This window comes from Streptomyces venezuelae (assembly GCF_008642355.1).
Taxonomy (GTDB): Bacteria; Actinomycetota; Actinomycetes; order Streptomycetales; family Streptomycetaceae; genus Streptomyces; species Streptomyces venezuelae_B.
This window is the reverse complement of record NZ_CP029193.1, coordinates 3,642,516-3,669,237: the sequence shown is the minus strand read 5'-3', so window position 1 is coordinate 3,669,237 and position 26,722 is coordinate 3,642,516. Positions and strand designations below refer to the sequence as shown.

Below are 26,722 nucleotides of genomic sequence, written 5' to 3'. Positions count from 1 at the left end.
CTACGCCGGGAAGCGGCGGTCCACCCAGCGGTAGACGACCTCGATGACCAGTGAGGCCACCGCCGCGATCGCGACCGCCGCCCACGGCATCGTCGTGCCCACCAGCTTCAGCTGGAAGAAGTCCTGGAGCCAGGGCACGGTCAGCACGAGCAGGAAGCCGAGACCCATCGCGCCGATGAGGCCGATCCGCCACCACGTGTAGGGGCGGGCGATGATGGCGAGGACCCACATGGCGATCAGGAACAGCGCCAGTGTGGCCGCGCTGGTCTCGGCTTCTCGCGCGCCCGCCCCGTCGTAGTGGTGCCGGGCCAGCAGATACGTCACGAATGTGGCGACACCCGCGACGACGCCGCCCGGAATCGCGTACCGCATGACCCTGCGGACGAAGTGCGGTTTCGCGCGCTCCTTGTTGGGGGCCAGGGCCAGGAAGAAGGCCGGGACGCCGATCGTGAGGGTGGACAGCAGCGTCAGGTGGCGGGGCAGGAAGATGTACTCGACCTGCGAGCAGACGACGAGCAGCGCGATGATCACCGAGTAGACGGTCTTCACCAGGAACAGCGTGGCGACGCGCGTGATGTTGCCGATGACGCGGCGGCCCTCGGCGACGACGGACGGCAGCGTCGCGAAGCTGTTGTTGAGGAGCACGATCTGCGCGACCGCGCGGGTCGCCTCGGAGCCGGAGCCCATCGAGACGCCGATGTCGGCGTCCTTGAGGGCCAGGACGTCGTTCACGCCGTCGCCGGTCATCGCGACCGTGTGGCCGCGCGACTGGAGGGCGCCGACCATGTCGCGCTTCTGCTGCGGGGTGACGCGGCCGAAGACGGAGTTGTCGTCGAGGGCCTGCCCCATCTCGTCCCGCTCGGTGGGCAGTTTGCGCGCGTCCACGGTGTTCTCGGCGCCGGGCAGGCCGAGCTTGCCCGCGACGGCGCTCACCGAGACGGCGTTGTCGCCGGAGATGACCTTGGCGGAGACGTCCTGCTCCTCGAAGTAGCGCAGGGTGTCGGCGGCGTCGGGCCGCAGCCGCTGTTCCAGGACGACCAGGGCCGTCGCCTCCGTGCCGGACGCCACGTCGGGGGCGTCCAGGTCCTTGTCCGCGCGGGCGAGGAGCAGGACGCGCAGGCCCTGCTTGTTGAGGTCCTCGATCTCGGCGAGCGAGGCGTCGCCGTCGGGCAGGAGTACGTCGGGGGCGCCGAGGAGCCACGTAGACGTGGTGCCGTCGCCCTCGCTGAAGGAGGCGCCGCTGTACTTGCGGGCGGAGGAAAAGGGCAGCGACTCCGTGCAGCGCCACTCCTCGCTGTCGGGGTAGGAGTCGATGATCGCCTGAAGTGACGCGTTGGGGCGCGGGTCGGACTCGCCGAGGGCGCCGAGCACCTTGCGTACGTACGCCTCGTCGGAGCCGTTCAGCGGGCGCAGCTCGGTGACGTCCATGCCGCCCTCGGTGAGGGTGCCGGTCTTGTCGAGGCAGACCGTGTCGACGCGAGCGAGGCCCTCGATGGCGGGGAGTTCCTGCACCAGGCACTGTTTGCGGCCGAGCCGGATGACGCCGATCGCGAAGGCCACGGAGGTCAGGAGGACGAGGCCCTCCGGGATCATGGGGACGATCCCGCCGACCGTGTAGGCGATGGACTCCTTGAAGTTGTCGTCCTTGACGACGAGCTGGGAGATGACCAGACCGATGGAGGTCGGCACCATCAGCCACGTCACGTACTTGAGGATCGTGGAGATGCCGGTGCGCAGCTCGGAGTGGACGAGGGTGAAGCGGCTCGCCTCCTCGGCGAGCTGGGCCGCGTAGGCCTCGCGGCCGACCTTGGTGGCGGTGAACGCGCCGCCGCCCGCGACCACGAACGAGCCCGACATCATTTTGTCGCCGGGCTTCTTGATGACGGGGTCGGCCTCACCGGTGAGCAGCGACTCGTCGACTTCGAGGCTGTCGGCCTCGACGGTCTCGCCGTCCACGGGGATCTTGTCGCCGGGGCCGAGCTCCACGAGGTCGCCGAGGACGATCTCGGAGGCGGAGATCTCGGCGGCCTGTCCGTCGCGGCGCACGGTGGGTTTGGCCTCCCCGATGACGGCGAGGCTGTCCAGCGTCTTCTTGGCGCGCCACTCCTGGATGATGCCGATGCCCGTGTTGGCGACGATCACGAAGCCGAAGAGGCTGTCCTGGATCGGCGCGACGAACAGCATGATCACCCAGAGCACGCCGATGATCGCGTTGAAGCGGGTGAAGACGTTGGCCCGGACGATCTCGCCCAGGGAGCGCGAGCTCCGTACCGGTACGTCGTTGACCTCGCCGCGCGCGACCCGCTCGGCCACTTCCGCGGAGGTCAGGCCGGTGGCCCGCCCCTTGGGGGGCGGCACCGGGTGGACCGGGTCGAGCTCGGCGCCCGCGTCGATATGCGTCATGCATTCGACGGTAAGGGGGGTCTTGCGGCTTCACCCCTTGAATGCCCCAAAGATCCGACCAGGGTAGGACGCATGCCGTCCCGTGGTTGTACGGACTACTGCGGCTGTGTGACCTTCGACCTCTTGATCGCGGCGTCGCGCTTGCGTACGTACCAGATGCCGATGAGGCCGAGGCCCGCGCCGGCCAGGCAGGTCCACACCCACCACGTCGCGTCGCGGTCGTCGAACCAGCCGTAGAACGGCAGCTGGACGAGGAAGAGGACGAACCAGAGGATCGTGCCACCGGTGATGGTGGAGACCACGGGGCCCTCCAGGGGCTCCGGCGCCTCGTGCTTGGGGGTCCACTTCGCCATGGGTACAGCTTACGAGGCGGGGCTCAGGGCCGGGCTGGGGGCTCGTACACCCGTTGCCCCGCAGGGGTCTACGCGCGGAGATAGCGATTTCGGCTTCATGTATTCATACTGAAACGGCTCGTTAATGGCCGATTGCTTTCGTATGAAGGTACAAGTTCGCGAAGCTCGGCACTTCACCTTCTTCATTCACAGGTCATGAGGTTTTCCATGTCTTCCTCGGCCAGCGCTCCGGTCGATGCCCGTAAAGAGCCGCCGAAGGCCCCGCAGAACGGCCTCGACGCGTTCTTCAAGATCTCGGAGCGCGGCTCGACCCTCGCCAGGGAAGTCCGCGGCGGCTTCGCCACCTTCTTCGCGATGGCCTACATCGTCGTGCTGAACCCGATCATCCTGGGCAGCGCGAAGGACATGTACGGGCACCAGCTCGACAACAAGCAGCTCGTCACCGCGACCGTGCTGACCGCCGCCTTCACCACGCTCCTCATGGGCGTCATCGGCAACGTGCCCATCGCGCTCGCCGCGGGACTCGGCGTCAACACCGTCGTCGCCCTCCAGCTCGCGCCGCGCATGTCGTGGCCCGACGCCATGGGCATGGTCGTCCTCGCGGGCTTCGTCGTGATGCTGCTCGTCGCGACCGGCCTCCGGGAGCGCGTGATGAGCGCCGTGCCGCTGGGTCTGCGCAAGGGCATCGCCATCGGCATCGGCCTCTTCATCATGCTGATCGGCCTCGTCGACGCCGGCTTCGTCTCGCGCATCCCGGACGCCGCGCACACCACCGTCCCGCTGCAGCTCGGCGGCGACGGGCACCTCAACGGGTGGCCCGTCCTCATCTTCGTGCTCGGCGTGCTGCTCACCCTCGTGCTGATCGTGCGCAAGGTGCCGGGCGCGATCCTGCTCAGCATCGTCGTCATGACGGTCGTCGCGATGATCATCCACGCCGTCGCCGGGCTCAAGGGCCAGGCGTGGGGCCTGACCAGCCCGGAGTGGCCCGGCAACCCCGTCTCGGCGCCCGACTTCGGACTCGTCGGCCAGATCAGCCTGTTCGGCGGCTTCGAGAAGGTCGGCGTCCTGACCGGCGTCCTCTTCGTCTTCACCGTGCTCCTGTCGTGCTTCTTCGACGCGATGGGCACGATCATGGGCATCGGCGACGAGGCCAAGCTGACCGACGCCGACGGCAACATGCCCGGCATCAACAAGGTCCTCTTCGTCGACGGCATCGCCGTCGCCGCGGGCGGCGCCTCGTCCGCCTCCGCCACCACCTGCTTCGTGGAGTCCACGGCGGGCGTCGGCGAGGGCGCCCGCACGGGCTTCGCGAACGTCGTCACCGGCGGCCTCTTCGCCGTCGCGCTCTTCCTCACGCCGCTCGCCACGATGGTCCCGTCCCAGGCCGCCACACCCGCGCTGCTCGCGGTCGGCTTCCTGATCCTGTCCGGGTCCATCGGGCAGATCGACTGGGCGGACCACACCATCGCGATCCCCGCGTTCGTGACGATGCTGATGATGCCGTTCACGTACTCGATCACGAACGGCATCGGCATGGGCTTCATCACCTTCACGGTGCTGCGGCTCGCGTCCGGGCGCGGGCGCGAGGTGCCGGTCGCGATGTACGCGGTGTCGGCGGTCTTCGCCTTCTACTACCTGATGCCGGCGCTGAACCTGACCTAGCAGGGCACGAGGCCGTGCGCCTCAAGCAGCGCCGTAGAACTTCTCCGTCGCCTCGACCGACGCCTTGAAGCGTTCGTCGAAGTCGTCCCGAATGAGCGTCCGGACCACATAGTCCTGGACGCTCATTCCTCTTTTGGCCGCGTGCTGTCGGAGCCGGTCGAGCAGCTCACCGTCTATGCGCAGGCTGAGCACTGGCGATCCCATGCCCGACAGGGTCCTCGGCACCCTCGGTCCGACGCGTCACTTTCCGAAGTCACCTCACTCGTTCGGGTGACGAAATGGTTCGGTGTCGTACTTCTGGGAATCCAAGTGGTCTTTAGCTAGGGTAATGAGTTACGCTAACAAACATGCCGGACCTCTCCCATGGTGACGATGCCGTCGCCGTGAACGCCCTGCGCTCCGCTGTGATGCGCCTGTCCCGTCGACTCAAGCACCAGCGGGTCGACGAGTCGCTGAGCCCCACCGAGATGTCGGTGCTCGGCACCCTCGCCCGCTGCGGCTCCGCCACCCCGGGCGAGCTCGCCCGCAAGGAGCACGTGCAGCCGCCGTCGATGACCCGCATCGTGGCGCTGCTGGAGGCCAAAGGGCTGGTCCGGCTGGAGCCGCACCCCGAGGACCGCCGCCAGAAGGTGGTGACCCAGACCGAGACCGCCGAGGCCATGCTCGAAGAGAGCCGCCGCAAGCGGAACGCCTGGCTCGCCGGCCTGGCCGAGCACCTCGACGACGACGAGTGGGCGCGGCTCCGCGCCGCCGCTCCCGTACTGGAGAAGCTCGCGCACCTCTAGGGGCCACGAGTCCCGCGGCACCTCGCGGGCACCCGTAAGTCCCGCGGCACCCCGCGGGCACTCCCGCCGCCGGTGGGAGCCGTACGTACGCCAAAGGAGGCGAACCTACTTTGAGTACGGGATCCGGAGCAGACTCCGCCCCCGCACCAACCGCCCTCGACAAACCCGACCGCCCCCACAAGACCTCGATGTTCAGCTCGCTGAGGATCCGCAACTACCGGCTCTTCGCGACCGGCGCGGTCGTCTCGAACACCGGCACCTGGATGGCCCGCATCACCCAGGACTGGCTGGTGCTGAGCCTCACCGGTTCCTCCGCGGCCGTCGGTATCACCACGGCCATGCAGTTCCTGCCGATGCTGCTCCTCGGCCTGTACGGCGGCGTGATCGCCGACCGCTTCGCCAAGCGCAACCTGCTCTTCCTCACGCAGGGCGCGATGAGCCTCAGCGGCCTCTTCCTCGCCGCGCTGACGCTGAGCGGACACGTCCAGGTCTGGCACGTCTACTTCGCGGCCTTCTTCACCGGGCTCGTCACCGTCGTCGACAACCCGACGCGGCAGTCCTTCGTGTCCGAGATGGTCGGACCCGACCAGGTCCGCAACGCCGTCTCGCTGAACTCCGCCAACTTCCAGTCCGCCCGCCTCATCGGCCCCGCCGTGGCGAGCGCGCTGACCGCCGCCGTGGGACCCGGCTGGGCGTTCCTCGCCAACGGCCTGTCCTTCCTCGCCCCGCTCACCGGCCTCATGCTGATGCGCACCGCCGAGCTGCACCACACCCCGCGCAAGCCGCGCGGCAAGGGGCAGCTGCGGGAGGGCCTGAACTACGTGTCGAAGAACCCCGAGCTGATCTGGCCGATCGTCCTCGTCGGCTTCATCGGCACCTTCGGCTTCAACTTCCCGATCTGGCTGAGCGCCTTCGCGGACGACATCTTCCACGGCGGCGTGGGGATGTACGGGCTGTTCAACACGCTCATGGCGATCGGCTCGCTGGCCGGCGCGCTGCTCGCGGCCCGCCGCGGCACGTCGCGGCTGCGGCTCCTCGCCGGGGCGGCCGTCGCCTTCGGCGTACTGCAGATCGTGGCCGCGTTCGCGCCGGAGCTGTGGATGTTCGTCGCGCTGATCGTGCCGATCGGCATCCTCGGCCTGACGGTGAACGTCACCGCCAACTCCTCCGTCCAGATGGCGACGGACCCGGAGATGCGGGGCCGTGTCATGTCGCTGTTCATGATGGTCTTCACCGGCGGTACGCCGCTCGGCGGTCCGCTCTTCGGCTGGCTGGCCGACGCGTACGGCGTCCGGATCAGCATGGCCGTCGGCGGCCTCGTCTGCGCCGTCGCCGCGGTCGGCGTCGGCCTGATGCTGGCCCGCGCCGCCGACCTGCGGCTGAAGGTGGATCTCCGCCGCGGCCGGCAGCACGTGCAGTTCGTGCCGAGGGAGCGGGAGCTCGCCACGGCCGCGTAGCCGCGCCGTGGGGCCCGGTCAGACGCGCTGTGCCAGCACCTGGCCGGGCCAGCTGCCGTCCGGGCCCGTGAAGGGCTCGGTGGCGGTGAAGCCGTTGCTCTCGTAGTACCTGACGAGGGCGCGGTCCTCGCCCCGGTAGCAGTCGACCCGCAGCAGCCGGACGCCCTGCCTGCGGGTCTCCTCGACGGCGTGCGCGAGCAGCGCGCGGCCCACCCCGCGGCCCGCGAAGCGGCGGTGGTCGGCGGCGAGCAGGTGGATGTACCGCTCGGGCTCGTCCGCCGCCGGGATGATGTCGCCGCCGGGCCCGTCGGTGAGTGTCACCGTGCCCACCACCTCGCCGTCGATCTCCGCGATCCACGGTTCGCCCGTCGTCAGGTACTTCTCGACGAGCGCGACGGCCTTCGGGTTCTGTGACCAGGGCCGGGTGCCCCACTGGCCCGTACGTCCCTGTGACACGAGCCACTCCACGGCTCCGTCGAAGAGTGCGAGGACGGCGGGAACGTCGTCGGCGCCGCCCTGCCTGATCTTTATGTGATCACTCATGGAGGGAGGCTAGCGTCACGTTCATGAGACTCTTCGCCGCGGTCCTGCCGCCGGACGCCGCGACCGCCGAACTCGCCACCGCGGCGCGCGCGTTGAAGGAGCTGCCCGGCGCCGACGGGCTGCGCTGGACGGCCCGCGACAGCTGGCACTTCACCCTCGCCTTCATGGCCGAGGTCGACGACGCGACGGTGCCGGACCTGACCGCCCGCCTGCAGCGCGCCGCGCACCGCACGCCGCCGTTCTCCCTCGCCCTGCACGGCGGCGGCCACTTCGGGGGCCGGGCGCTGTGGGCGGGCGCCACGGGGGACGTGGCGGCGCTGCGGCTCCTCGCCGCGCGGGCGGACGCGGCGGCGCGCAAGGCGGGCGTGACGATGGAGGAGCACCGGCACTACCGCCCCCACCTGACGCTGGCGCGCACCCGTGGCGAGGGCGACCTCGGCCCGTACGCGGACGCGCTCGGTTCCTTCGAGGGCACCGCGTGGACGGTGCGGGAGCTGACCCTCGTACGCAGCAATCTGCCGAGGAGCGGGGTGGCGGGGGAGCGGCCCCGGTACGAGGTGGTCGGGCGCTGGGTTCTGGGAGGCGGCGCCGGGGTGTCGGGCGGCGCCGGTTAACCTCGTCTGCGTGGACCCGAAAACCAGAAACCGGATCATGGCCGGTGTGCTCGTGATGATGTTCGTCGTGGTGGCGGTGGCGGCCGCGTTCGGCGGTTAGCCGTTCGGCGCTCGGCCGTTCCGTACTTGTCCGGTGCGCGCGCCGCCACCTGATCACTCCAGCGTCACCCCCTTGTCCTCACCAGGCGAAGGACTCCGGTGCGGGGCCGGGGCCGGGGAAGATCTCGTCCAGCGCGTCGAGGACCTCGCCGGACAGGTCGAGCTCGACCGCGCGCAACGCGGACGCGAGCTGCTCGGCCGTGCGGGGGCCGACGATCGGCGCGGTGACGCCGGGCCGCGTCAGGAGCCACGCCAGCGCGACCTCGCCGGGCTCCAGGCCGTGCTTGTCGAGCAGGTCCTCGTACGCCTGGACGCGCGCGCGGACCTCCGGCTTCGCGAGGTCGGCGGCGGCGCGGCCACCGGTGCGGCGCGACCCCTCGCCCTCCTTCTTCAGGACGCCCCCGAGCAGCCCGCCGTGCAGCGGGGACCACGGGATGACGCCGAGGCCGTAGTCCTGGGCGGCCGGGATGACCTCCATCTCGGCGTCGCGGGCGGCGAGGTTGTAGAGGCACTGCTCGCTGACGAGGCCGTAGCCGCCGAGGCGCCGGGCGGTCTCGTTGGCCTGGGCGATCTTGTAGCCGGGGAAGTTGGAGGAGCCCGCGTAGAGGATCTTGCCCTGCCCGACGAGGACGTCGACGGCCTGCCAGATCTCCTCGAACGGGGTCAGCCGGTCGATGTGGTGGAACTGGTAGAGATCGATGTGGTCGGTCTGCAGCCGCTTGAGGCTGGCGTCGACGGCGCGGCGGATGCTGAGTGCGGAGAGCCGGTCGTGGTTGGGCCAGGTCTCTTCCCCGTGCGGGGCCATGTTGCCGTACACCTTGGTGGCCAGTACGACCTTGTCGCGGCGGCCGCCTCCCTGCGTGAACCAGGTGCCGAGGATCTCCTCGGTGCGGCCCTTGCCGGCGCTCTGGCCGTAGGTGTTGGCGGTGTCGAAGAAGTTGACGCCCGCGTCGAGCGCGGCGTCCATGAGCGTGTGGCTGTCGGGTTCGTTGGTGAGCGGCCCGAAGTTCATGGTCCCGAGCGTGAGCCGGCTGACCTTGAGCCCTGTGCGTCCCAGCTGCGTGTACTTCATGGGGATCAAGCCAACGGGGTGGAGTGCGCTCCAGGCAAGAGGGACGGGGCGGCGGGGCGGGGCTGGGGCCGGGTCAGTCGCGGGGGAAGTTGTCCGTCTTGAGGACGAGGTCCACGACGGTGCCGGTCAGGTCGATCTCCTTGCCGAAGTCGGACTTCGACTCGGTGCGGTACTCGCCGTCCTTGGGGTCCGTGTGGACGTGGCAGCGGCCTTGGTACGGGTCGACGACGAGATACACGGAGACGCCGGCTTCGGCGTAGGTGGTCTTCGGGCCGTAGTCGTTCAGGCCGGTGCCGCGGGAGATGACCTCGGCGACGAACTCGACGTCCTGGTAGCGCCAGTGTCCTTCCTCGTCCGGCTCCGCTCCGTCCTTCAACTTCGCGAGGTCGGGGCAGAAGCCGTTCTGGTGACCGGGGAAGTCGATGCGCACGTCCGACATCACCAGCGCGTCCTGGCCGAACCTGTGGTCCAGGGCGTAGAGCACCTTACGGATGATCTGCCAGTGCACATTCCGCTGCGGCACCATATGGACGGCCCCCTCGACGACTTCCGCCTTGATTCCCTCGGGGACCATCCGCTCGATCAGCTCGAACCACTGGTCCAAGCTCCACTCGGCGTCGTCGTCGGCCATCTCGATCCTGTCGGTCATCACATCCACGACGGTCATCGTGGCGCTCCTCCCCGGCTGCCTTCGGTCGAACGCAGCCGCGCAGCGCAACGATACGCACGGTGACAAGGTCCCGTCCGGTCACGAGCCGCCCAGCCACCCCGCCGCGTCGAGGCGGAACGCGTCCGGCGGTACGAGCGTGCGGAGGGCCGACTCCAGGTCCGTGAGGCGGTCCGCGCCCAGGGTCGCCGCCCACTCCGCCCGCAGCTCGTCGAAGACCGCCGCCGAGCGGCGGAGCGCGTCGATTCCGTGCGGGGTGAGGCGGACGAGCTTGCGGCGGGCGTCCGCGGGGTCGTCTGTGCGGGCCGCGTAGCCGAGGGCGATCAGGCGGTCGACCGTCTTGCCCGCCGCCTGCTTGGAGACGCCGAGACGGCGTCCCACCTCGCTGGCGGTGGCGCCGTCCGGCCCGATGGCCTGCATGGCGAAGCCGTGGGCGGGGCGGACGTCGGGGTGGCCCTGGCGGGCGAGTTCGGCGTGGAGACGGTCGATGAGGGTGCGGAAACCGGCGAAGAGGAGCAGGGGCAGCTCATATCCCTTGCCGCCATCGACAACCTGGTTTACCTTTTTGTCGTCAACCATGTTGTCGATTTTACGGGGGTACGCATGTTCACCGCGCACACACTGGAGACCGCGCCGTCCGACGCCCGCCCCGCGATGGAGCGCACCGCCGCCGCCTTCGGGGGGCAGGTGCCGGACGCCGTGGCACGGCTTGCCGAGTCGCCCGAACTCCTCAACGGCTTCCTGGAGATGACCGCCGCCTTCGACCGGACGACGCTCGACCCCGTCGCCCGCGAGGTCATCGTCATGACCGTCGCCGCCCGCAACGACTGCCACATCTGCGTCACCCTGCACACCGGCAGGCTGCGCGGGCTGGGCGCGGCGCCGGAGCTGGTCAGCGCCCTGCGCGAGCAGCGCCCCGTGGACGACGAACGCCTGGAAGCGGTCCGGCGGTTCACGCTCACCGTCCTCGCGACGGCCGGTGGCGTTCCGGACGACGCCCTCAAGGCGTTCCTCGCCCAGGGGTACACAGAACGCAACGCCCTCGAAGTCGTCCTCGGCATCGGCGCGTACACGATGTCGACACTCGCGAACCGCCTCACGCGGGCGTCCTGACCGCAACGGCCGACACGCGTCAACTCCATTGCTTCTACGGCGACTTGACCGACAATGAGCCCATGGATGTCGTCACTGAAGCGGTGCGCGTGGTGGCCGGGTTCGCCGGTGGTGCGGCGGGGGCCGTGGGGGCCGAGGTGGGGCAGAGCGTGTCCGACCTCGTGCGGCGGCGCGTCGGGGCCGACCCGTCCGGGCAGGCCGCGCTCGCCGTCGTGGACGAGCGACCGCAGGACCCGGCGGCCCTGGCCGCGCTGACCGAGGCCGTACGGGAACGGGTCGCCGCGGACCCGGAGTTCGCCGCAGGACTGGCGCAGGCCATGGCGCGGGCGCTGGCGGGCCCGCCACCGGCGGAGCCGCCGCCCTCCGACCCGCCACCTCCCGACCCGCCGCCACCGGCCGAGCCGCCGCAGCAGTACACGGGCAGCATCGTCATCGACGGCGGCGCGAAGGTGCGGGGCAGCACGCTGTCGCTGGGGCCCGTGACCTTCCACAACACTCCGGCGGGCCGCACGGCGCTCGTCGCGTGCCTGGCCGTCCTCGCCGCCCTCGTGGTCCTCGCCGTCTACGGCGGCACGAAGGCGTTCAGCGGCGACGACTCGCCGGGCGGGGGAGGGGTGGCCGCGTCCGGTGCCGAGGCGGGCGACGCCGCGGTCGGCGGCACGGGCGATGGCGGCACGGCTGGTGGCGGGCCCGGCGGCGGGGACTGGAAGCCCGAGCCGCTCGCCGACGCCGACGCGGTCGAGCGGGTCCTGCCCGGCGCGACCGATCTGGCGTCGGGCTGGACCATGACCAGCGAGCCCACGGCGGACGTCTCCTCGCAGGACGACGGCTCGACGTACGAGGGAAAGGCCGCGTACCAGGGAAGCTTCGGCATGGACACCCGGTTCCGCGTCCTCGCGTACCCGAGTACGGGCAAGGCCTCCGCCGCGTTCCGTGCGCTGCGCCGGGAGGCGGACGAGGAGGGCGCGCGGCGGATGACGATGCCGGCCATCGGCGACGAACTCGTGGCGTTCTCCCTGTCCGAGAGCCGCGGCGAGGGATACGTCACCGAGACCACCAACTACACGATGGTCCGCACCGGCACCGTGCTCACCGTCGTCAGCGGCAAGGACAACGAGAGCCGCCGGTACGACAGCGACGACCTGCGGTCCGTCACCCAGCTGATGTCCGAACGGGCTCGGAGCGCTCAGTCGGGGTGAGGCCCTCCGTGGAGGTGTGGCGCGGGGGCGGGCGGTTCGCGATCAGCCGGTGGGTGTGATCGTGCGGTGATCAGGCGGTGGGAGTGACGAGCTGTCCGGCGTCGTAGGAAGCGCCGATGCCCCACGCCTGGGACATCGCGTCCGCGAAGGCCGCCGCGAGTTTGTGCTCGCCGCTCGCGTTCGGGTGCGTGCCGTCGTACGTGTCGGCGTGGATGTCGTACGCGGGCGGGCGCGAGGCCAGGAGGAGCGGGGAGCGGGGCGTGTCCAGGTCGGCGACCGCTTTCGCCAGGAGTTCGTTGAAGCGGGTGACCTCGGCGGCGAAGGGGGCGTCCGACGTGGCGCGGATGTTCGGTATGACGGGGAGCAGGACCATCCGCACGTGCGGGTTGGCCGAGCGGGCCGCGGTGACGAAGGCGCGGACGTTGTCCGCGGTCTGCTCCGCGTTCGTGTAGAAGCCGAGGTCGATGAGGCCGAGGGAGACGAGCAGGACGTCGGCGGGGTCACGGGTGAGCGCGCCGCCGATCCGCGGTGCCATGTGCAGCCAGCCCTCGCCCCAGCCCGCGAGGTGGTTGCGGGGGAAGTCCGGGGAGGCTGCGGGGTGGTGGTCGTGGGCCACCGGCTCTCCCGTCGCCTTGTCGTGGAGCGCGGTGCGCGGGCCGACCACGGCGAAGCCCCCGGGGCCGAGGGCGGCGCGCAGGTGCTGCCACATCCGGTGGCGCCAGGTGTGTTCCCCGGCGCTTCCGATGGTCATCGAGTCGCCGACGAACATGAACCTGAGCATCCGCTCATCATCGCGGATGAGGGCGGCCGGCTGCGATGTGAGGCTGCGCACGCTGCCCGCCCCGACGGAGGGAGCACCGGGGCTAGTGGCACGCTTGGCCCATGCGTTCGCTTCGGGCTGTTCCGTCTGCCGGGTCTGTTCCGTCTGCCCCGTCTCTTCCGTCTGTCCTCGCCGGTGCCGGCGCCGCGCTGGTCCTCGCCGTGGCCGCCGCCGTGCCCGCCGCGGCCGACGACCACGACGGGTTCACGATCGAGGACCCGCGCATCGTCGAGTCCAGCGGCCTCGCCGCGTCCCGCGCCCACCCCGGCGTCTACTGGACGCACAACGACCAGGACAAGGGCGCGTTCCTGTACGCGGTCGACTCCAGGACCGGGAAGACCGTCGCCACCGTCACGATGACCGGCGTGGGCGCGCCGCGCGACGTCGAGGCGATCTCGGTCGGCGGCGACGGCAACATCTACGTCGGCGACATCGGCGACAACCTCAACGGCACCTGGTCGAACGTCTGGGTATACAAGCTCCCCGAGCCGAAGACCCTGAAGGACCAGACGGTCCGCGCCACGCAGTACGTCGTGAAGTACGCCGACGGCGCGCGGGACGCGGAGGCACTGATGGTGCACCCGAAGACCGGCCGCGTCTACATCGTGAGCAAGAACGAGGACGGCGGCGGCCTCTACGAGGGCCCGGAGCGGATGTCCGCGTCCGGCACGAACGTCTTCAGGCGGATCTCCGAGGTCGACCTGTGGGTGACCGACGGCGCGTTCTCGCCCGACGGCGAACAGCTGGCGCTGCGCGGGTACTTCGGCGGCATCTGGTACGCGTGGCAGGGCGCCGGACAGAAGCCGCAGCGCAAGGGCCGGCTGAGCGTGCCGTTGCAGCGGCAGGGCGAGTCGGTGACGTACACGCCCGACGGGACCACGCTGATGTACGGCACCGAGGGCGAGCAGAGCGAGGTCAAGCCCGTGGAGGCGCCGGGCGGCGGGTCGGGCGACGGCTCCGGCGGGTCGTCGGGCGGTGCCGGGTCCGGTGACGGGGGCGGGAGCGGTGACTCCGGGGTCGAGGGGGGCTTCAGGACGGGCGCGATCGTCGTCGGGGCGGTGCTGCTCGCCGTGTTCGGGTGGCGGCGGCTCGGGAGGCGCGGGGGCGGGCGCGGGTAGCGGTGCCGCCGGGCCGAGGGCTCAGCCTTCGGCCCGGCGCCGGGCCACCAGGGCGTCCAGGCCGTCCAGAAGGCGTTGCAGGCCGAACTCGAAGTGGTCGAAGTCCGGGCCGAACGAGTCCTCGGTGAGGCCGGCGAGGGTCGGGTAGCGGCCGCTCTTCATGATGCGTTCGAGGGTCGGGGCCTGCGCCTCCCAGAAGTCCCGCTCCGACAGGCCGCTCCTGGTCACGGCCTCCGCCTCGTGCACCTGGGTGCGGGCGACCCCGGTGACGTACCCCTCCGTCATGACGATCACCCCGATCAGCTCGGGGTCGGTCAGACCCATCGGCTTGATGCGGGACAGCACGCGGTCGAGGCCGCCCACGGCGCCGGGGCCGAGGACCGGGCGGGCCTGGTTGACGTGGAGCAGCCAGGGGTGGCGGCGGTAGAGGACGAGGGTCTCGCGCGCGAACGCCTCGACGCCCTCGCGCCACCCGCCGGTGAAGGGCTCGTCGTCCTCCGGCGGCGTGTTGACGCGGTCCAGCATCAGGTCGACGAGGTCGCCCTTGCCGGGGACGTACCGGTACAGGGACATCGTGCCGGTGCCGAGCTCCGTGGACAGGCGCCGCATGCTGACGGCCGCGAGGCCCTCGGCGTCCGCGAGCCGCACCGCCTCGGTGACGATCCGGTCCAGCGTGAGCCCCGGCTTCGGGCCGCGGGCCGGACGGTCGCCCTCGCCCCAGAGCAGCTCCAGGCTGCGGGTGATGTCACTGCCGGTGCGCCGGTCGTCGCCGCCGTTCGTGCTCGTCATGGCGCTCAGCCTAATCGCAGACACCGAAACTGGGTACGGTGTACCCACGGAACTGGGTACGGTGTACTCTCAAATGAGTACGGCGTACCCAGTTGGCGTGGGGAAGGGGCAGTCGATGGACTCGGGCGACAGGAACGGCAAGGGGAACGGCAGAAGGAACGGCCTCGCGGTGCGGGCCGAGGGGCTGGAGAAGCGGTACGGGGAGAAGCGCGCGCTGGACGGCTTCGACCTGCACGTCGAACAGGGCACGGTGCACGGACTCCTCGGACCCAACGGCGCGGGCAAGACCACCGCCGTGCGCATCCTCTCCACGCTCGTCCGGCTCGACGGCGGACGTGCCGAGGTCGCGGGCGCCGACGTGGTGCGCGAGTCCGCGCTGGTCCGCGGCCGCATCGGCCTCACCGGTCAGTACGCGGCGGTCGACGAGATCCTCACCGGCCGGCAGAACCTGGAGATGTTCGGCCGCCTCTTCCACCTCGGCGCGAAGCGCGCGGCCCTGCGCGCCCAGGAACTCCTGGAGCAGTTCCACCTGGAGGACGCGGCGGAGAAGGGCGCGGGACAGTACAGCGGCGGCATGCGGCGCAGGCTCGACCTCGCCGCGTCGATGATCCTCGCGCCCGCCGTCCTCTTCCTCGACGAGCCGACCACCGGCCTCGACCCGCGCAGCCGCCTCGAAGTGTGGGACACGGTGCGGGGGCTGGTGGCGGACGGCACGACCGTGCTGCTCACCACCCAGTACCTGGAGGAGGCCGACCGGCTCGCCTCCCGCGTCACCGTCATCGACCGCGGTCGCGCCATCGCGGACGACACCCCCGACGGCCTGAAGAACACGGTGGGCGGCAGCCACCTCGACGTCGTCGTGCGCGACCACGCCGACCTGCCCGCGGCCGTCGAGGCGGTCTCCCGCGTCTGCGACGGCGAACCGCTGGCCGTCGACGTGGAGCGCCGCGTGCAGGGCGCGGTGACGGACCGCGTCGCCGCCCTGACGGAGGTGGCGCGGACCCTGCGGGACGAGGGCGTCGCGGTCGAGGACATCGGCCTGCGCAGGCCCAGCCTCGACGACGTGTTCCTGCGGCTCACGGGCCAGACGTCCGAACCGGTGGAGAAGATGAAGGAGGAGGTCGCGGCATGAGCGTCGCTCTGACGACAGGTCCGTCCCACGGACGGCTCTTCTGGGCCCTGTCCGACTGCTGGAACGTCACCCGCCGCTACCTGACGCACTTCCTGCGCCAGCCCGTCACCATCGCCTGGCAGCTCGGCTTCCCCATCATCAGCGTGCTGCTGTACGGCTTCGTCTTCGGCGAGGCGATGAAGGTGCCCGGCGGCGGGGACGACGGCGACTACAAGCAGTTCCTGATGCCCGGCATGTTCGTGATGACCATGGCGTTCGGCTTCATGAACACCGCGATGGGGGTCGTCACCGACGCCACGAAGGGCGTCATCGACCGGTTCCGCTCGATGCCGATGGCACCCTCGGCGGTCGCGTCGGGCCGCGGCCTCGCCGACCTCATCGTCGCCTGCGCCGAGCTGACCATCCTCGCGCTGACGGCACTCGCCATCGGCTGGCGCTCCAGCGCGGGCGTCGTCGACACACTGCTCGCCTTCGGCCTGCTGCTGCTCCTGCGCTTCAGTCTGATCTGGGTGGGCGTGTACCTGGGGCTGGTGGTCCCCACCCCGGAGGCCGCGGGCGGCCTCTACGGGGTGGCGTTCCCGCTCACGATGATCTCCAGCGTCTTCGTGGCGCCGTCCCTGATGCCGGACTGGCTGGCCCCGGTCGCCGCGTGGAACCCCGTATCGTCGACGGGCACGGCCACGCGCGAACTCTTCGGCAACCCCGGCGCGGGCGGCACGAGTTGGGTCGAGCAGCACGCGGTGCTGATGGCGGTGGTGTGGCCGATCGTGATCTCGCTGGTGTTCCTGCCGCTGGCGGTGCGGAGGTTCAGGCGGCTGAGCCGCTGAGGTGACATACGGAAAGGCGCCGGCACGTCACAGTGCCGGCGCCCTTCACGTACGTACGGCTAGAGCTTCTCGATCACGTAGTCGATGCACTTCGTGAGCGCCTCGACGTCCGCCGGGTCGATCGCCGGGAACATCGCCACACGCAGCTGGTTGCGGCCCAGCTTCCGGTACGGCTCCGTGTCGACGATCCCGTTCGCGCGCAGCGCCTTCGCCACCGCGCTCGCGTCGATCTCGTCGGAGAAGTCGATCGTGCCGATGACCTGCGACCGCTTCGCCGGGTCCGTGACGAACGGCGTCGCGTACTTGGACTCCTCGGCCCAGCCGTACAGCGTGCGCGACGACGCGGCCGTGCGGCCCGTCGTGAACTCCAGACCGCCCTGCGAGTTCATCCAGTCCAGCTGCTCGGCGAGCAGGAAGAGCGTGGCGAGCGCCGGGGTGTTGTACGTCTGGTTCTTGCGGGAGTTGTCGATCGCCGTGGGCAGCGAGAAGAACTCCGGGACGTGCCGGCCCGACGCGTGGATCCGCTCGGCGCGCTCGATCGCCGCCGGGGAGAAGGCGGCCAGCCACAGGCCGCCGTCGGAGGCGAAGGACTTCTGCGGCGCGAAGTAGTAGACGTCCGTCTCGGCGATGTCGACCGGCAGGCCGCCCGCGCCCGACGTGGCGTCCACGAGGACGAGGGAGCCGGCGTCGGCGCCCTCGACGCGCTTGATGGGCGCCGCGACGCCGGTCGACGTCTCGTTGTGCGTGAAGGCGTAGACGTCGACGCCCGCCTCCGCCTTCGGGTCCGGGTGCGTGCCGGGGTCGCTCGTGATCACGGTCGGCTCGGCCAGCCACGGGGCGAGCTTCGACGCCTTCGCGAACTTCGACGAGAACTCGCCGAAGTTGAGGTGCTGCGACTTGTTCTCGATCAGGCCGTGCGTCGCCACGTCCCAGAACGCGGTGGAGCCGCCGTTGCCGAGGATCACCTCGTAACCCTCGGGGAGGGAGAAGAGGTTGGCGACGCCCTCGCGCACGCGGCCGACCAGGTTCTTGACCGGGGCCTGCCGGTGGGAGGTACCGAGGAGGGAGGTGCCGGTGGCGGCCAGGGCGTCCAGCGCCTCCGTACGCACCTTGGAGGGGCCCGCGCCGAAACGGCCGTCGGCGGGCTTCATGTCAGCGGGAATCTGGATCTCAGCCACGGGGTGAGCCTAGCGGCTCAGGGCGCGGGGTTCCGGTGGTGTCCGTCGGCTGAGATCGTGCCCTCACCCGGGGCGGACGTCCCGGGGCTCCGCCCCGGACCCCGCTCCTCGATCGCCGGAGGGGCCGGAACTACCGCCGAGAAGGGCCCAAGACCACCGGCAGCTCGTACAGGTCGTTCTGGGTCACCACCGGCTTGTTGCGGAGTTCGGTGGGCGGGACCGCCAACGTCAGGTTCGGGTAGCGGGTGTACAGGGCCGGAAGGGCGACGCCCGCCTCCAGGCGGGAGAGCGCCGCGCCGGGGCACACGTGCGGGCCGTGGCCGAAGGAGATGTGGCGGGTCGGCGACGTACGCGTGATGTCGAACGCGTCCGCCGTGGGACCGTGCGCCTGCTCGTCACGGCCTATCGCGCCGTACGAGACGATCAGCGCGTCACCCTTGGGGATCACCTTGTCCCCGACGGGAACGTCCTCCACGGCGAAGCGGATCAGGACGTGCGAGGTGGGGGTCGCGTAGCGCAGGGTCTCCTCGATGACCGCGTCCCAGCCGACCTCGCCCGCGATGACCAGGGCGAGCTGGTCGGGGTGGGCGGAGAGGTTCACCACCGCGTTGACGATGAGGGAGATCGTCGTCTCGTGGCCGGCCGCGACCATCAGCTGGAGCGTGGAGAGGATCTCCGCGTCCGTGAGGTGGTCGCCGTCCTCGGAGGCCAGGATCAGCGCGCTGGTGAGGTCGTCGCCCGGCTCCGCGCGGCGCGCCGCGACGACCTTGCCCATCATCTCCGCGAGCTCCCCGAGCGTCGCCACGACCTCCTCCGGCGGCGTCTGCGTCGAGAAGAACTTGTCGAAGAGGACCTTCAGGCGCGGGTGGTCCGCCTCGTCGATGCCCATCAGGTCACTGATGACGTACATGGGCAGGGGGTAGGCGAACTCCGCCTTCAGGTCGACGGGTCCGGGGCCTTCGGGGAGCTTGTCCAGGAGGGCCGCCGTCAGTTCCGCGATGCGGTCCCGCATCCGCTCCACCCGCCGCGGCGTCAGCGCCTGCGCGACCAGCGTGCGCATCCTGCGGTGCTCCTCGCCGTCGACCGTCAGCATGGAGCGGCCGGGGTTGGCGAGGCCGATCAGCGGCCAGTCGGCGGGGATCTCGCCGCGCCGCCACGCGCCCCAGACGTCGATGTCCTTCACCAGGCGCTTGTCGGTGAGGAGTTGCCGCGCCTCGGCGTGGTGCGTGACCGCCCACACCGGTACGCCGCCCGGCAGCTCCACCTCGGCGAGCGGGCCCGCCGCGCGCAGCCGTGCGCTCTCGCCGTCGAGGTCGGTGACGAACGGATCCAGGGCGATACGCGTCATCTGGGGTCTCCAAAGGCCGAGGTCGGGGTCGGGGTGAAGCTCACCGGGAGGTCGGTCAGGCCGCGCAGCCAGGGCGAGGGGCGGCGGGTCAGGGCATCGGCCGGCACCGCGAGGTCGAGGTCGGGCAGCCGGTCGAGGATGACCTCGATGCCGGTCCGCGCGATGACCTCGGCGACCTCCTGCGCCGGGAAGGGGCAGCGGTGCTCGCCGTGGCCGAAGGAGAAGTGGGCGCTGTTGCCGCCGGTCAGGGCGGAGCCGTCGGTGCGGACCTGCGGGTCGGCGTTGGCGGCGGCGAGGCCGAGGAGGAGCAGGTCGCCGGAGTTGATGCGACGGCCGCCGAGCTGGGTGTCGCGCGAGGCCCAGCGCCCGGCGACGTTCTGCGTCGGGGTGTCCTCCCACAGGACCTCGTTCATGGCCTCGGCGACGCTGTGCCGGCCGCCGAACAGGGACGCGGCGAAGCGGTCGTCGGTGAGCATCAGGCGCAGCGAGTTGCCGATCCAGTCGGCGGTCGGCTGGTGGCCCGCGGCCATCATCACCATCAGGTCCTGGGCGATCTCCTCGTCCGTGAACCCGTCGGCGCCGTCGGCCGCCTGCGTCTCCAGCATGTACGAGGCGACGTCCGCGTCCGGCCGCACGTGCTTGTCGGCGATGAGCCGTGCCATCGACTCGCCCAGGTGCTGCGCACCGGCCAGGGCCCGCTCGCGGCCGTCGATCATGTCGTTCATGGCGGTGACGAGTCCGGGCCCCTGGTCGTCGGGGAAGCCGTAGATGCGGGCGAGGACGCGGACGGGGAGCAGCATCGCGTACTCGGCGACGATGTCGGTGGCGCCCTTGCCGCAGAACCGGTCGATGAGCTCGTCCGCGAACTGCTCGGCGTGTGCCTTCAGTTCGAAGGGGTCGACCGCTTCGAGGGCGTGCGCGATCATCGCGGCGCGCCGGGTGTGCCGCTCGCCGACGGTGTAGAGGATCGACGGCTGCCGGTGGCCGATCATCGGGAGCAGCGGCCAGTCGGCGGGGATGTTCGGCCACTGGTTCCACAGCTCGGAGTCGCGGCTGTAGAGGACCGGGTCGGCGGTGACCTGGTGCAGTTCGCGGTAGCCGAGGACCAGCCAGGCGGGTATGTCGCCGTCGAGCAGGACGGGGGCGACGGGGCCGTGGTCGCGGCGCATCTCCCGGTACAGCTGGGTGGGTTCGGTGGCGAACCGCGGTCCGGAGAGCGGTACGGGCGCGGCGCCGGCGCCGGTCACGGGGCAGGTCACTGGGCGGTCTCCTGAAGGGCGTCGCGTTGCGCTGCGTACAGCGACTGGAGGTGTTCGACGAGCCTGATCAGCACGTTCTTGCTGGACTCGCGGGAGCGGGCGTCGCAGTCGACGAGCGGCACGCCCGGGTCGAGGTCGAGCGCGTCGCGGAGCTGCTCGAGGGTGTGCGCGGAGCCGCCGAAGTCGTTGCGGGCCACGATGAACGGCGTGCCGTGGTGCTCCAGGCGGTCGATCGCGTACCAGGAGTCCTCCAGGCGGCGGGTGTCGACGAGGACGACCGCGCCGAGCGTGCCGGAGAAGAGACGGTCCCACAGGAACCAGAAGCGTTCCTGGCCGGGGGCGCCGAACAGGTAGAGGATGTTGTGCGCGTCGAGGGTGATGCGGCCGAAGTCGAAGGCGACGGTCGTCGACGTCTTGCCGCCGAGGCCTTCGAGGCCGCCCGTCTCGTCGATGCCCTGCCCGGCCTGCGTCATCGTCTCCTCGGTGTTGAGGGGACGGATCTCGCTGACGGAACGGACCAGCGTCGTCTTGCCGACGCCGAACCCGCCGACCACGACGATCTTCAGACCGTTGTCGGCGGTGGCGGTCAGTTCTCTTCGGGTGGCCCCGGTAGCGCTGCGTTCAGAGGTTGCGGAGTCCAACGAGCACCTGCTCCAGGATGTCGGGGTCGGGAAGGCTGTGGTCGGCGGCCGCGCGCGGGTGGCGGGCGCTGATCCGGCCCGCGTCGAGCAGGTCGGACAGCATGATGCGGATGATGCTCACCGGCAGGCCGAGTTCGGCGGCGATCTCCACCGTGGCGGTCGGCAGGTGGCACAGCCGCAGGATCGCGGCGTGTTCGGACTGCATGCCCGGCACCGGACCGGACTCGGCGACGACGAGGGTCACCAGGTCGAAGGGGGCGTCGGGCGCCGACCGGCTGCGTCCCCCGGTGAGGGTGTACAGCCGGTCGGGGGAGTCGTCCCGGCCGGGGCGGCTCATGAGGCGGGCAGCGTGCGGGGGGCGCCGTCGGCGCGGGGCGCGGCGCGCAGGTGCTCGCCGAGCTGCTCCACCAGCTCGGCCATGGTGTGGCCGACGAGGCCCGCGTCGGCGTCCTCGGCGGCGATGACCGCGAGGTGCGCGCCCTCGCCGGCCTCGACGATGAAGAGGATGCCGCCGTAGAACTCCGCCATCGCCGAGCGGACCCCTCCGCTGCCGTCGCCGAACTCGGCGGACGCGCCGTGCGACAGGGACTGGATGCCGGCGGCTATCGCGGCGAGCTGGTCGGCCTGGTCGACGGAGAGCTCGGGGGTGCGGCACAGCTTCAGGCCGTCGCGGGAGAGCACGAGGGCGTGGCGGGCGCCGGGGGTGCGCTCCAGGAGGCCTTGCAGGAGCCAGGTGAGCTTGGCGTCGGTGGTGGTGCCGGGGGCGGCGGCAGGAGTGGTGCCGGTGGTGGTGCCGTTGGTGGAGCCGGTGGTCATCGGGGGGTGTCGCCTTCCGGGTGCGAGGGGGTTGCGGTGGCGTCCGGGCTCACGTCCACGTCTGCGGACGGGGCCGAGGGGTCCGTGGGCGTGGTGCGGACGGCCTGGCGGAAGCTGCTGAAGCGGGCCGCGGTGTCCGCGGCGGTGGCGGCGCGGGGGCGCCGGGTCTCTCCCGTGTCGCTGTCGGCGCGGGCGCGTTCCGCCGCGGCGAGGGTGCGGCCTCGGGGGCGCTTGGGGAGGGGGGCGTCGGGGCTGCCTTCGGCTGTATGCCCGGGGTCCGTCTGTGGGCGCGGGGCCGCGGGGGGACGTACGTCCTCGCCGTCCCGGCGCCGCGTCGGGAGTTCCTGCACGTCGGGGTTGGCTCGGTGCTCCGTGCGCACATCTCCCTGCGTCCCCTCCGGCGCGCTCGGGGGTCTCGGGAGCGCCGTCGCCGCCGTGAGTGATGCCGGGACCGGGGTGGGCGTCGTCTCCGAGGGGCGGGACAGCAGCTCCTGCGGTATGAGCAGGAGTACGCCCGTGCCGCCTCGCGCCGAGGGGCGGAACGACACCGTCAGGCCGTGCTTGCGGGCCAGCCTGCCGACCACCGCGAGGCCGAGTCGCGTGCCGGAGAGGCCGCTGAGTCCCTTGGTCTCGCCGGAGACCGCCTGTTCGGCGCGGCGCTGCTGCACGGGGCCCATCACCAGGCCGCTGTCCTCGACGGAGATGATGACGCCGGCCGCGACCTCCTCGATGTAGACGTGCACTTCGGAGGTGGGCGGCGAGAAGTTGGCAGCGTTGTCGAGGAGTTCGGCGAGGGCGTGCATGACGCCCTCGGCGGCGTGGCCCGCGACGGCGACCTCGCTGGCCGAGTGGACGCGCACGCGCTGGTAGCCGCCGATGCGGCCCATCGCGCCGCGCAGGATCGACTCCATGACGATGGGGCGGGCCCAGCGGCGGCCCGAGCGGGCGCCGGTGAGCACGGCCACCGAGTCGGCGATGCGGCCGGCCTGCGCGGTCCTGTGGTCGAGGTGGAGCAGGTCGGTGAGGACGTCCTCGTCCGCGTGCCTGCCCTCCATCTCGCGCAGGTCGGCGAGCATGCCGGTCGCCAGGGCCTGCATGCGGCCCGCGGCGTTGGCGCTGGCGGCGAGGGCGGCGGCGCGCTCGGACTCGGCGGTGCGGGCGCGCACCGTCAGCTCGTTGCGCTCACGGACGAAGTGCTCGGTGAGGGCGGTGCGCTCGCGGTGGAACTCCTCGCTGCGGGCGGCCTGTTCGTGCACGAGCCGCTCGGCGTCCTGCTGGACGGCGGCCACGCGGCGGCGCAGCAGGGCGTTGGTGCGTATGGAGTGGAAGGCGAGCGTCACCGAGGCGGTGAGCGCGAGGGACGCGGCGCCCGCGCCCCAGGCCAGCGGGGTCTGTACGGATTCGGGCGCGAGGGCGACGGCGGCTCCGGTGAGCGCCGCGGTGACCAGGGCACTGGCCAGCAGGACGAACACGGACGGACGCAGCGGAGGTTGCTCCGTCCCGGGGCGCGCTAGGGGGGTTGGCGCGGTCATCAATCGGGGTCCTCGATCGGAAGCGACACACTCTGCTCAAGTCGAGATCACTATAGGAGAGTTAGTGACCGGGTTGGGAATCTTCCCGTCCGGATCGTGAAAAAACGGGTGAGGCGGGGTGGCCGGGAGGGGCCTGCGCGGGGGCATCCTGGACGGCATGAGCGATCTCGGCGGCGGCAGCGAAGGTGAGCTCGGCTGCGGCGAAGGTGATCCCGACGGCAGCCCCGCCGGTGCGGGCCGCGGCCGGAGGGAGCGGGCGGAGGGAGAAGGCGCGGAGCCGGAGCGGACTGTCCGTCAGCGGCCGGGGAGGCGTCGTTCGGGACCGCCCCCGAGGCATCAGAGGCCGGAGCCGGACGTCGCCGACGGAGATGGCCTCGCCGGAGACCTGCGCGCCGTCGTCCGGGGCGACGTGGACACCTCCGTCACCGCCCGCGCCCTGCACACCATGGACGCCTCCAACTACCGTCGCGTCCCCGCCGCCGTCGTCGCCCCGCGCGACGCCGACGACGTGGCCGCCGTCCTCGCCGTCTGCCGGGAACGCGGCGTACCCGTGGTGCCGCGCGGCGCGGGCACCTCGATCGCCGGGCAGGCCACCGGGACCGGCGTCGTCCTCGACTTCACCCGTCACCTGAACCGCATCGTCTCCCTCGACCCGGAGACACGGACCGCCGTGGTCCAGCCGGGCGTCGTCCTCGACGACCTCCGCGCGGCGGCCACCCGGCACGGCCTGACCTTCGGCCCCGACCCCTCGACCCACAGCCGCTGCACCCTCGGCGGCATGATCGGCAACAACTCCTGCGGCTCGCACTCGGTCGCCTGGGGCACCACCGCCGACAACGTCTCCGCCCTCACCGTCACCGACGGCACCGGCACCCCCCGCCGCCTCGCCCGCGGCTGGGACGGCGCACCCCAAGGCCTGCGCCCCCTGGTCGACGGCGCCCTCGCCCTCCTGCGCACCGGCTACCCCGACCTGCCCCGCCGCATCTCCGGGTACGCCCTCGACGCACTGCTCCCCGAGAACGGCACGGACCTCGCCCGCGCCTTCTGCGGCTCCGAGGGCACGCTCGGCGTCCTCACCGAAGCCGACGTACGCCTCGTCGAAGCGCCCCGGGCGCGGGCGCTCGCCGTCCTCGGGTACGCCGACGAGAGCGCGGCGGCCGAAGCGGCGGCCGGACTGCTCCCGCACGGCCCGCTCACCGTCGAGGGCATGGCCGCCGACCTCGTGCGCGAACCCGCGCAGCGGAGCGGACTGCCGAGGGGCGGCGCCTGGCTCTTCGTGGAGACCGGCGGCGCGGCCCCCGCCGAGGCACGCGCGCGCGCCGAGGCGATCGTGCGGGCGGCCGACGCGCTGGACGCCCGGGTCGTCGACGACCCGGCGGGTCAGCGGGCGCTGTGGCGCGTACGGGAGGACGCCAGTGGCACGGCGACCCGGATGAGTGACGGCAGTGAGGCGTGGCCCGGCTGGGAGGACTGCGCGGTGCCGCCCGCCCGGCTCGGCGCCTATCTGCGGGACTTCAGGTCGCTGCTCGCCGGCCACGGCCTGCGCGGCACCCCGTACGGGCACTTCGGGGACGGCTGCATCCACGTCCGCATCGACTTCGACCTGCTCGGCCGCGAGGGCGTCGCCCGTTTCCGTACCTTCTCCGAAGACCTCGCGGAGCTCGTCGTCGCGCACGGCGGATCGCTCTCCGGCGAACACGGCGACGGGCAGGCACGGGCGGAGCTCCTGCCGAAGATGTACGGTCCCGGACTCGTCGCCCTCTTCGAGCGCGTGAAGGACGCCTGGGACCCGGCGGGTCTCCTCAACCCCGGCATGCTCGTCCGTCCCGCGCCCCTCGACGCCGACCTCCGCTTCGCCCCTCTGCCGCGCGAACCCGTCGACGTCGTCTTCGGCTACCCGCACGACGGCGGCGACTTCGTGGCGGCGGTCAGGCGCTGCGTGGGCGTGGCGAAGTGCCGGACAGCGGCGCCGGGTTCACCGACCGCCGTGATGTGCCCGTCCTTCCGCGTCACCGGCGAGGAAGAGCACTCCACGCGCGGTCGCGCCCGGCTGCTGCACGAGATGCTCGCCGGAGAGGTGGTGACGGACGGGTGGCGCTCGACGGAGGTCAAGGACGCCCTCGACCTCTGCCTGTCCTGCAAGGGCTGCCGCTCCGACTGCCCGGTGGGCGTCGACATGGCCACGTACAAGGCGGAGTTCCTGCACCACCACTACGAAGGCCGCCGCAGGCCCGCCGCCCACTACACGATGGGCCGCCTGCCGCGCTGGCTGCGGGTCGTCGCGGCGACCCGCACGGCCGGCCTCGTCAACACCCTGGCCCGCGTCCGCCCCCTGGCCGCGCTCGGCAAGCGGATGGGTGGGATCGCCGCGGAGAGGGACGTGCCGGAGGTGGCGGCGCGGACCTTCCGGAGGTGGTGGGAGGGGAGGACGTGCGAGCCGGGGACCGTGACGGCGGGGCGTGCCGATGTCGTCCTCTGGCCCGACACCTTCACCGACCACCTCTCGCCGTCGGTGGGGCGGGCCGCGGTGGCGGTCCTGGAGGACGCCGGGCTCACCGTCGCGGTGCCGCCGCGGGGCGTGTGCTGCGGACTCACGTACGTGTCGACGGGGCAGCTCGACCGGGCCCGCGCGGTGCTGCGCGGCACGCTGGACCGCATGGAGCCGCTCCTGGACGCGGGCACGCCGGTCGTCGTCCTGGAGCCGAGCTGCGCCGCCGCGCTCCGCACCGACCTGGCCGAACTGCTCGGCGACGACCCGCGCGCGAGCCGCCTCGCCGCGGCCGTCCGCACGTTCGCCCAGGCCGTCGAGGAGCTGGCCCCGCGGTGGCGGCCCCCGCACATCGGCCGCCCGGCCGTCGGCCAGACCCACTGCCACCAGCACGCGGTCCTCGGCGACGCGGCGGAACGACGCCTGCGCACGGAGGCGGGCCTGACGGGCGAACTGAGCGGCGGCTGCTGCGGGCTCGCCGGGAACTTCGGTTTCGAGCGTGGCCACTACGAGGTGTCCAAGGCCTGCGCCGAGGAGCAGCTGCTGCCCTCCGTGCGGGGGGCGGGCGAGGACGCGGTGGTCCTGGCGGACGGCTTCTCCTGCAGGACACAGCTGGAGCAGCTGGCGGGGGTACGGGGGCGGCACCTGGCGGAGGTGCTGGCGGAGGGGATCGCGGCGAGAGGTTCCGGGAGCGCGCGGGACCAAAGTCCCGGCGACAGGTGACCTTTGCGGGCCCGGCGCGGTGTCCGTTTGCGGCAGGATCGAGATGGTTCATGATCATCTGCCGAGGCGTCAGTTCCGCTGGGC

Annotated in this window: 26 protein-coding genes; 10 read left to right on the top strand and 16 right to left on the bottom strand. The window is 71.7% G+C overall.

Translation table 11 applies throughout. The features are described from left to right. Positions 1–2,403, bottom strand: a complete 2,403-nt coding sequence (locus DEJ47_RS16895; protein WP_150169247.1) for a cation-translocating P-type ATPase — start codon at positions 2,401–2,403, stop codon at positions 1–3. 95 nt (positions 2,404–2,498) lie between these two features. Next, a complete protein-coding gene (locus DEJ47_RS16890; RefSeq protein ID WP_055568429.1) occupies positions 2,499–2,756 on the bottom strand; it encodes a DUF2530 domain-containing protein in 258 nt (85 codons plus the stop codon). A 207-nt stretch (positions 2,757–2,963) separates the two neighbouring features. Between DEJ47_RS16890 and DEJ47_RS16885 the strand changes: the two genes are divergently transcribed. Continuing rightward, a complete protein-coding gene (locus tag DEJ47_RS16885; protein ID WP_150169245.1) occupies positions 2,964–4,418 on the top strand; it encodes an NCS2 family permease in 1,455 nt (484 codons plus the stop codon). Between the two features lie 21 nt (positions 4,419–4,439). Here the strand turns inward: DEJ47_RS16885 and DEJ47_RS16880 are convergent, their stop codons facing one another. Then, positions 4,440–4,622, bottom strand: a complete 183-nt coding sequence (locus tag DEJ47_RS16880) for a ribbon-helix-helix protein, CopG family (RefSeq protein ID WP_150169243.1) — start codon at positions 4,620–4,622, stop codon at positions 4,440–4,442. Positions 4,623–4,765: 143 nt separating this feature from the next. Between DEJ47_RS16880 and DEJ47_RS16875 the strand changes: the two genes are divergently transcribed. Both DEJ47_RS16875 and DEJ47_RS16870 read left to right on the top strand, forming a co-directional pair. Continuing rightward, positions 4,766–5,203 (top strand): MarR family winged helix-turn-helix transcriptional regulator, encoded by a 438-nt coding sequence (locus tag DEJ47_RS16875; RefSeq protein WP_150169241.1) that lies wholly within the window; start codon positions 4,766–4,768, stop codon positions 5,201–5,203. A 110-nt stretch (positions 5,204–5,313) separates the two neighbouring features. After that, a complete protein-coding gene (locus tag DEJ47_RS16870) occupies positions 5,314–6,660 on the top strand; it encodes an MFS transporter (protein WP_190415443.1) in 1,347 nt (448 codons plus the stop codon). 18 nt (positions 6,661–6,678) lie between these two features. On the opposite strand, the gene DEJ47_RS16865 is transcribed toward DEJ47_RS16870, so the two are convergent. Beyond that, positions 6,679–7,203, bottom strand: coding sequence for a GNAT family N-acetyltransferase (locus tag DEJ47_RS16865; protein ID WP_150169239.1), 525 nt, complete (start codon positions 7,201–7,203; stop codon positions 6,679–6,681). Between the two features lie 23 nt (positions 7,204–7,226). On the opposite strand from DEJ47_RS16865, the gene thpR reads away from it, so the two are divergent. Beyond that, positions 7,227–7,817 (top strand): RNA 2',3'-cyclic phosphodiesterase, encoded by a 591-nt coding sequence (gene thpR / locus DEJ47_RS16860; protein ID WP_150169237.1) that lies wholly within the window; start codon positions 7,227–7,229, stop codon positions 7,815–7,817. Between the two features lie 178 nt (positions 7,818–7,995). Here thpR and DEJ47_RS16855 read toward each other — a convergent pair whose 3' ends face one another. The 3 genes from DEJ47_RS16855 to DEJ47_RS16845 form a co-directional block, all read right to left on the bottom strand. Continuing rightward, on the bottom strand, positions 7,996–8,988 hold the full coding sequence (locus DEJ47_RS16855) for an aldo/keto reductase (protein ID WP_150169235.1): 993 nt from the start codon (positions 8,986–8,988) through the stop codon (positions 7,996–7,998). A 73-nt stretch (positions 8,989–9,061) separates the two neighbouring features. Next, positions 9,062–9,655 carry a Uma2 family endonuclease gene (locus DEJ47_RS16850; RefSeq protein WP_150169233.1) on the bottom strand — a complete coding sequence of 198 codons (594 nt, stop codon included), beginning with the start codon at positions 9,653–9,655 and terminating at the stop codon, positions 9,062–9,064. 81 nt (positions 9,656–9,736) lie between these two features. Then, positions 9,737–10,234 (bottom strand): MarR family winged helix-turn-helix transcriptional regulator, encoded by a 498-nt coding sequence (locus DEJ47_RS16845; RefSeq protein ID WP_150169231.1) that lies wholly within the window; start codon positions 10,232–10,234, stop codon positions 9,737–9,739. 24 nt (positions 10,235–10,258) lie between these two features. On the opposite strand from DEJ47_RS16845, the gene DEJ47_RS16840 reads away from it, so the two are divergent. Next, positions 10,259–10,768: a carboxymuconolactone decarboxylase family protein gene (locus tag DEJ47_RS16840; RefSeq protein WP_150169229.1), complete on the top strand. Its 510-nt coding sequence runs from the start codon at positions 10,259–10,261 to the stop codon at positions 10,766–10,768. Between the two features lie 62 nt (positions 10,769–10,830). Beyond that, the gene (locus DEJ47_RS16835; protein WP_150169227.1) at positions 10,831–11,967 is read left to right on the top strand and encodes a hypothetical protein; all 1,137 of its coding nucleotides are present in this window, start codon (positions 10,831–10,833) and stop codon (positions 11,965–11,967) included. Between the two features lie 70 nt (positions 11,968–12,037). Here the strand turns inward: DEJ47_RS16835 and DEJ47_RS16830 are convergent, their stop codons facing one another. Continuing rightward, positions 12,038–12,748 (bottom strand): GDSL-type esterase/lipase family protein, encoded by a 711-nt coding sequence (locus tag DEJ47_RS16830; RefSeq protein WP_150169226.1) that lies wholly within the window; start codon positions 12,746–12,748, stop codon positions 12,038–12,040. Between the two features lie 101 nt (positions 12,749–12,849). Here DEJ47_RS16830 and DEJ47_RS16825 point away from each other — a divergent pair, with 101 nt between their 5' ends. Then, positions 12,850–13,905 (top strand): WD40 repeat domain-containing protein, encoded by a 1,056-nt coding sequence (locus DEJ47_RS16825; RefSeq protein ID WP_150169224.1) that lies wholly within the window; start codon positions 12,850–12,852, stop codon positions 13,903–13,905. Between the two features lie 21 nt (positions 13,906–13,926). On the opposite strand, the gene DEJ47_RS16820 is transcribed toward DEJ47_RS16825, so the two are convergent. Beyond that, complete coding sequence (locus DEJ47_RS16820) at positions 13,927–14,694, bottom strand: TetR/AcrR family transcriptional regulator (protein WP_150169222.1); 768 nt, start codon at positions 14,692–14,694, stop codon at positions 13,927–13,929. Positions 14,695–14,809: 115 nt separating this feature from the next. Between DEJ47_RS16820 and DEJ47_RS16815 the strand changes: the two genes are divergently transcribed. Together DEJ47_RS16815 and DEJ47_RS16810 are read left to right on the top strand one after the other, a co-directional pair. Next, on the top strand, positions 14,810–15,826 hold the full coding sequence (locus DEJ47_RS16815; RefSeq protein WP_150175691.1) for an ATP-binding cassette domain-containing protein: 1,017 nt from the start codon (positions 14,810–14,812) through the stop codon (positions 15,824–15,826). Further along, entirely contained in the window at positions 15,823–16,653 is an 831-nt protein-coding gene (locus DEJ47_RS16810; protein ID WP_150169220.1) for an ABC transporter permease, read from the top strand. Before DEJ47_RS16815 ends, DEJ47_RS16810 begins: the two co-directional genes overlap by 4 nt. Positions 16,654–16,712: 59 nt before the next feature. Here the strand turns inward: DEJ47_RS16810 and serC are convergent, their stop codons facing one another. The 7 genes from serC to DEJ47_RS16775 all read right to left on the bottom strand — a co-directional run bounded on the left by serC (position 16,713) and on the right by DEJ47_RS16775 (position 23,427). Next, positions 16,713–17,831, bottom strand: a complete 1,119-nt coding sequence (gene serC, locus DEJ47_RS16805; protein WP_150169218.1) for a phosphoserine transaminase — start codon at positions 17,829–17,831, stop codon at positions 16,713–16,715. Between the two features lie 130 nt (positions 17,832–17,961). After that, positions 17,962–19,179, bottom strand: a complete 1,218-nt coding sequence (locus DEJ47_RS16800; RefSeq protein WP_150169216.1) for a cytochrome P450 family protein — start codon at positions 19,177–19,179, stop codon at positions 17,962–17,964. Beyond that, entirely contained in the window at positions 19,176–20,438 is a 1,263-nt protein-coding gene (locus tag DEJ47_RS16795; RefSeq protein WP_223828388.1) for a cytochrome P450, read from the bottom strand. Before DEJ47_RS16795 ends, DEJ47_RS16800 begins: the two co-directional genes overlap by 4 nt. Continuing rightward, entirely contained in the window at positions 20,435–21,079 is a 645-nt protein-coding gene (locus DEJ47_RS16790; RefSeq protein ID WP_190415441.1) for a GTP-binding protein, read from the bottom strand. Before DEJ47_RS16790 ends, DEJ47_RS16795 begins: the two co-directional genes overlap by 4 nt. Continuing rightward, positions 21,060–21,416 (bottom strand): DUF742 domain-containing protein, encoded by a 357-nt coding sequence (locus DEJ47_RS16785; protein ID WP_150169214.1) that lies wholly within the window; start codon positions 21,414–21,416, stop codon positions 21,060–21,062. The genes DEJ47_RS16790 and DEJ47_RS16785 overlap by 20 nt, the downstream gene beginning before the upstream one ends. Next, a complete protein-coding gene (locus DEJ47_RS16780; RefSeq protein ID WP_150169212.1) occupies positions 21,413–21,895 on the bottom strand; it encodes a roadblock/LC7 domain-containing protein in 483 nt (160 codons plus the stop codon). Before DEJ47_RS16780 ends, DEJ47_RS16785 begins: the two co-directional genes overlap by 4 nt. Then, on the bottom strand, positions 21,892–23,427 hold the full coding sequence (locus DEJ47_RS16775; RefSeq protein ID WP_150169210.1) for an ATP-binding protein: 1,536 nt from the start codon (positions 23,425–23,427) through the stop codon (positions 21,892–21,894). The genes DEJ47_RS16780 and DEJ47_RS16775 overlap by 4 nt, the downstream gene beginning before the upstream one ends. A gap of 445 nt (positions 23,428–23,872) precedes the next feature. On the opposite strand from DEJ47_RS16775, the gene DEJ47_RS16770 reads away from it, so the two are divergent. Further along, the gene (locus DEJ47_RS16770) at positions 23,873–26,638 is read left to right on the top strand and encodes an FAD-binding and (Fe-S)-binding domain-containing protein (RefSeq protein WP_150175688.1); all 2,766 of its coding nucleotides are present in this window, start codon (positions 23,873–23,875) and stop codon (positions 26,636–26,638) included. Positions 26,639–26,722: the final 84 nt, after the last annotated feature.

Bases quoted from the DNA above. Each gene is read 5' to 3' on its own strand.
- DEJ47_RS16770 (WP_150175688.1), top strand. From the start codon at position 23,873: ATGGACGCCTCCAACTACCGTCGCGTCCCCGCCGCCGTCGTCGCCCCG.
- DEJ47_RS16865 (WP_150169239.1), bottom strand. From the start codon at position 7,203: ATGAGTGATCACATAAAGATCAGGCAGGGCGGCGCCGACGACGTTCCC.
- DEJ47_RS16875 (WP_150169241.1), top strand. From the start codon at position 4,766: ATGCCGGACCTCTCCCATGGTGACGATGCCGTCGCCGTGAACGCCCTG.
- DEJ47_RS16890 (WP_055568429.1), bottom strand. From the start codon at position 2,756: ATGGCGAAGTGGACCCCCAAGCACGAGGCGCCGGAGCCCCTGGAGGGC.
- DEJ47_RS16895 (WP_150169247.1), bottom strand. From the start codon at position 2,403: ATGACGCATATCGACGCGGGCGCCGAGCTCGACCCGGTCCACCCGGTG.
- DEJ47_RS16835 (WP_150169227.1), top strand. From the start codon at position 10,831: ATGGATGTCGTCACTGAAGCGGTGCGCGTGGTGGCCGGGTTCGCCGGT.
- DEJ47_RS16815 (WP_150175691.1), top strand. From the start codon at position 14,810: ATGGACTCGGGCGACAGGAACGGCAAGGGGAACGGCAGAAGGAACGGC.
- DEJ47_RS16845 (WP_150169231.1), bottom strand. From the start codon at position 10,234: ATGGTTGACGACAAAAAGGTAAACCAGGTTGTCGATGGCGGCAAGGGA.
- DEJ47_RS16810 (WP_150169220.1), top strand. From the start codon at position 15,823: ATGAGCGTCGCTCTGACGACAGGTCCGTCCCACGGACGGCTCTTCTGG.
- DEJ47_RS16825 (WP_150169224.1), top strand. From the start codon at position 12,850: ATGCGTTCGCTTCGGGCTGTTCCGTCTGCCGGGTCTGTTCCGTCTGCC.
- DEJ47_RS16830 (WP_150169226.1), bottom strand. From the start codon at position 12,748: ATGCTCAGGTTCATGTTCGTCGGCGACTCGATGACCATCGGAAGCGCC.
- DEJ47_RS16785 (WP_150169214.1), bottom strand. From the start codon at position 21,416: ATGAGCCGCCCCGGCCGGGACGACTCCCCCGACCGGCTGTACACCCTC.
- DEJ47_RS16880 (WP_150169243.1), bottom strand. From the start codon at position 4,622: ATGGGATCGCCAGTGCTCAGCCTGCGCATAGACGGTGAGCTGCTCGAC.
- DEJ47_RS16885 (WP_150169245.1), top strand. From the start codon at position 2,964: ATGTCTTCCTCGGCCAGCGCTCCGGTCGATGCCCGTAAAGAGCCGCCG.
- thpR (WP_150169237.1), top strand. From the start codon at position 7,227: ATGAGACTCTTCGCCGCGGTCCTGCCGCCGGACGCCGCGACCGCCGAA.
- DEJ47_RS16850 (WP_150169233.1), bottom strand. From the start codon at position 9,655: ATGACCGTCGTGGATGTGATGACCGACAGGATCGAGATGGCCGACGAC.
- DEJ47_RS16855 (WP_150169235.1), bottom strand. From the start codon at position 8,988: ATGAAGTACACGCAGCTGGGACGCACAGGGCTCAAGGTCAGCCGGCTC.
- DEJ47_RS16840 (WP_150169229.1), top strand. From the start codon at position 10,259: ATGTTCACCGCGCACACACTGGAGACCGCGCCGTCCGACGCCCGCCCC.
- DEJ47_RS16800 (WP_150169216.1), bottom strand. From the start codon at position 19,179: ATGACGCGTATCGCCCTGGATCCGTTCGTCACCGACCTCGACGGCGAG.
- DEJ47_RS16780 (WP_150169212.1), bottom strand. From the start codon at position 21,895: ATGACCACCGGCTCCACCAACGGCACCACCACCGGCACCACTCCTGCC.
- DEJ47_RS16775 (WP_150169210.1), bottom strand. From the start codon at position 23,427: ATGACCGCGCCAACCCCCCTAGCGCGCCCCGGGACGGAGCAACCTCCG.
- DEJ47_RS16820 (WP_150169222.1), bottom strand. From the start codon at position 14,694: ATGACGAGCACGAACGGCGGCGACGACCGGCGCACCGGCAGTGACATC.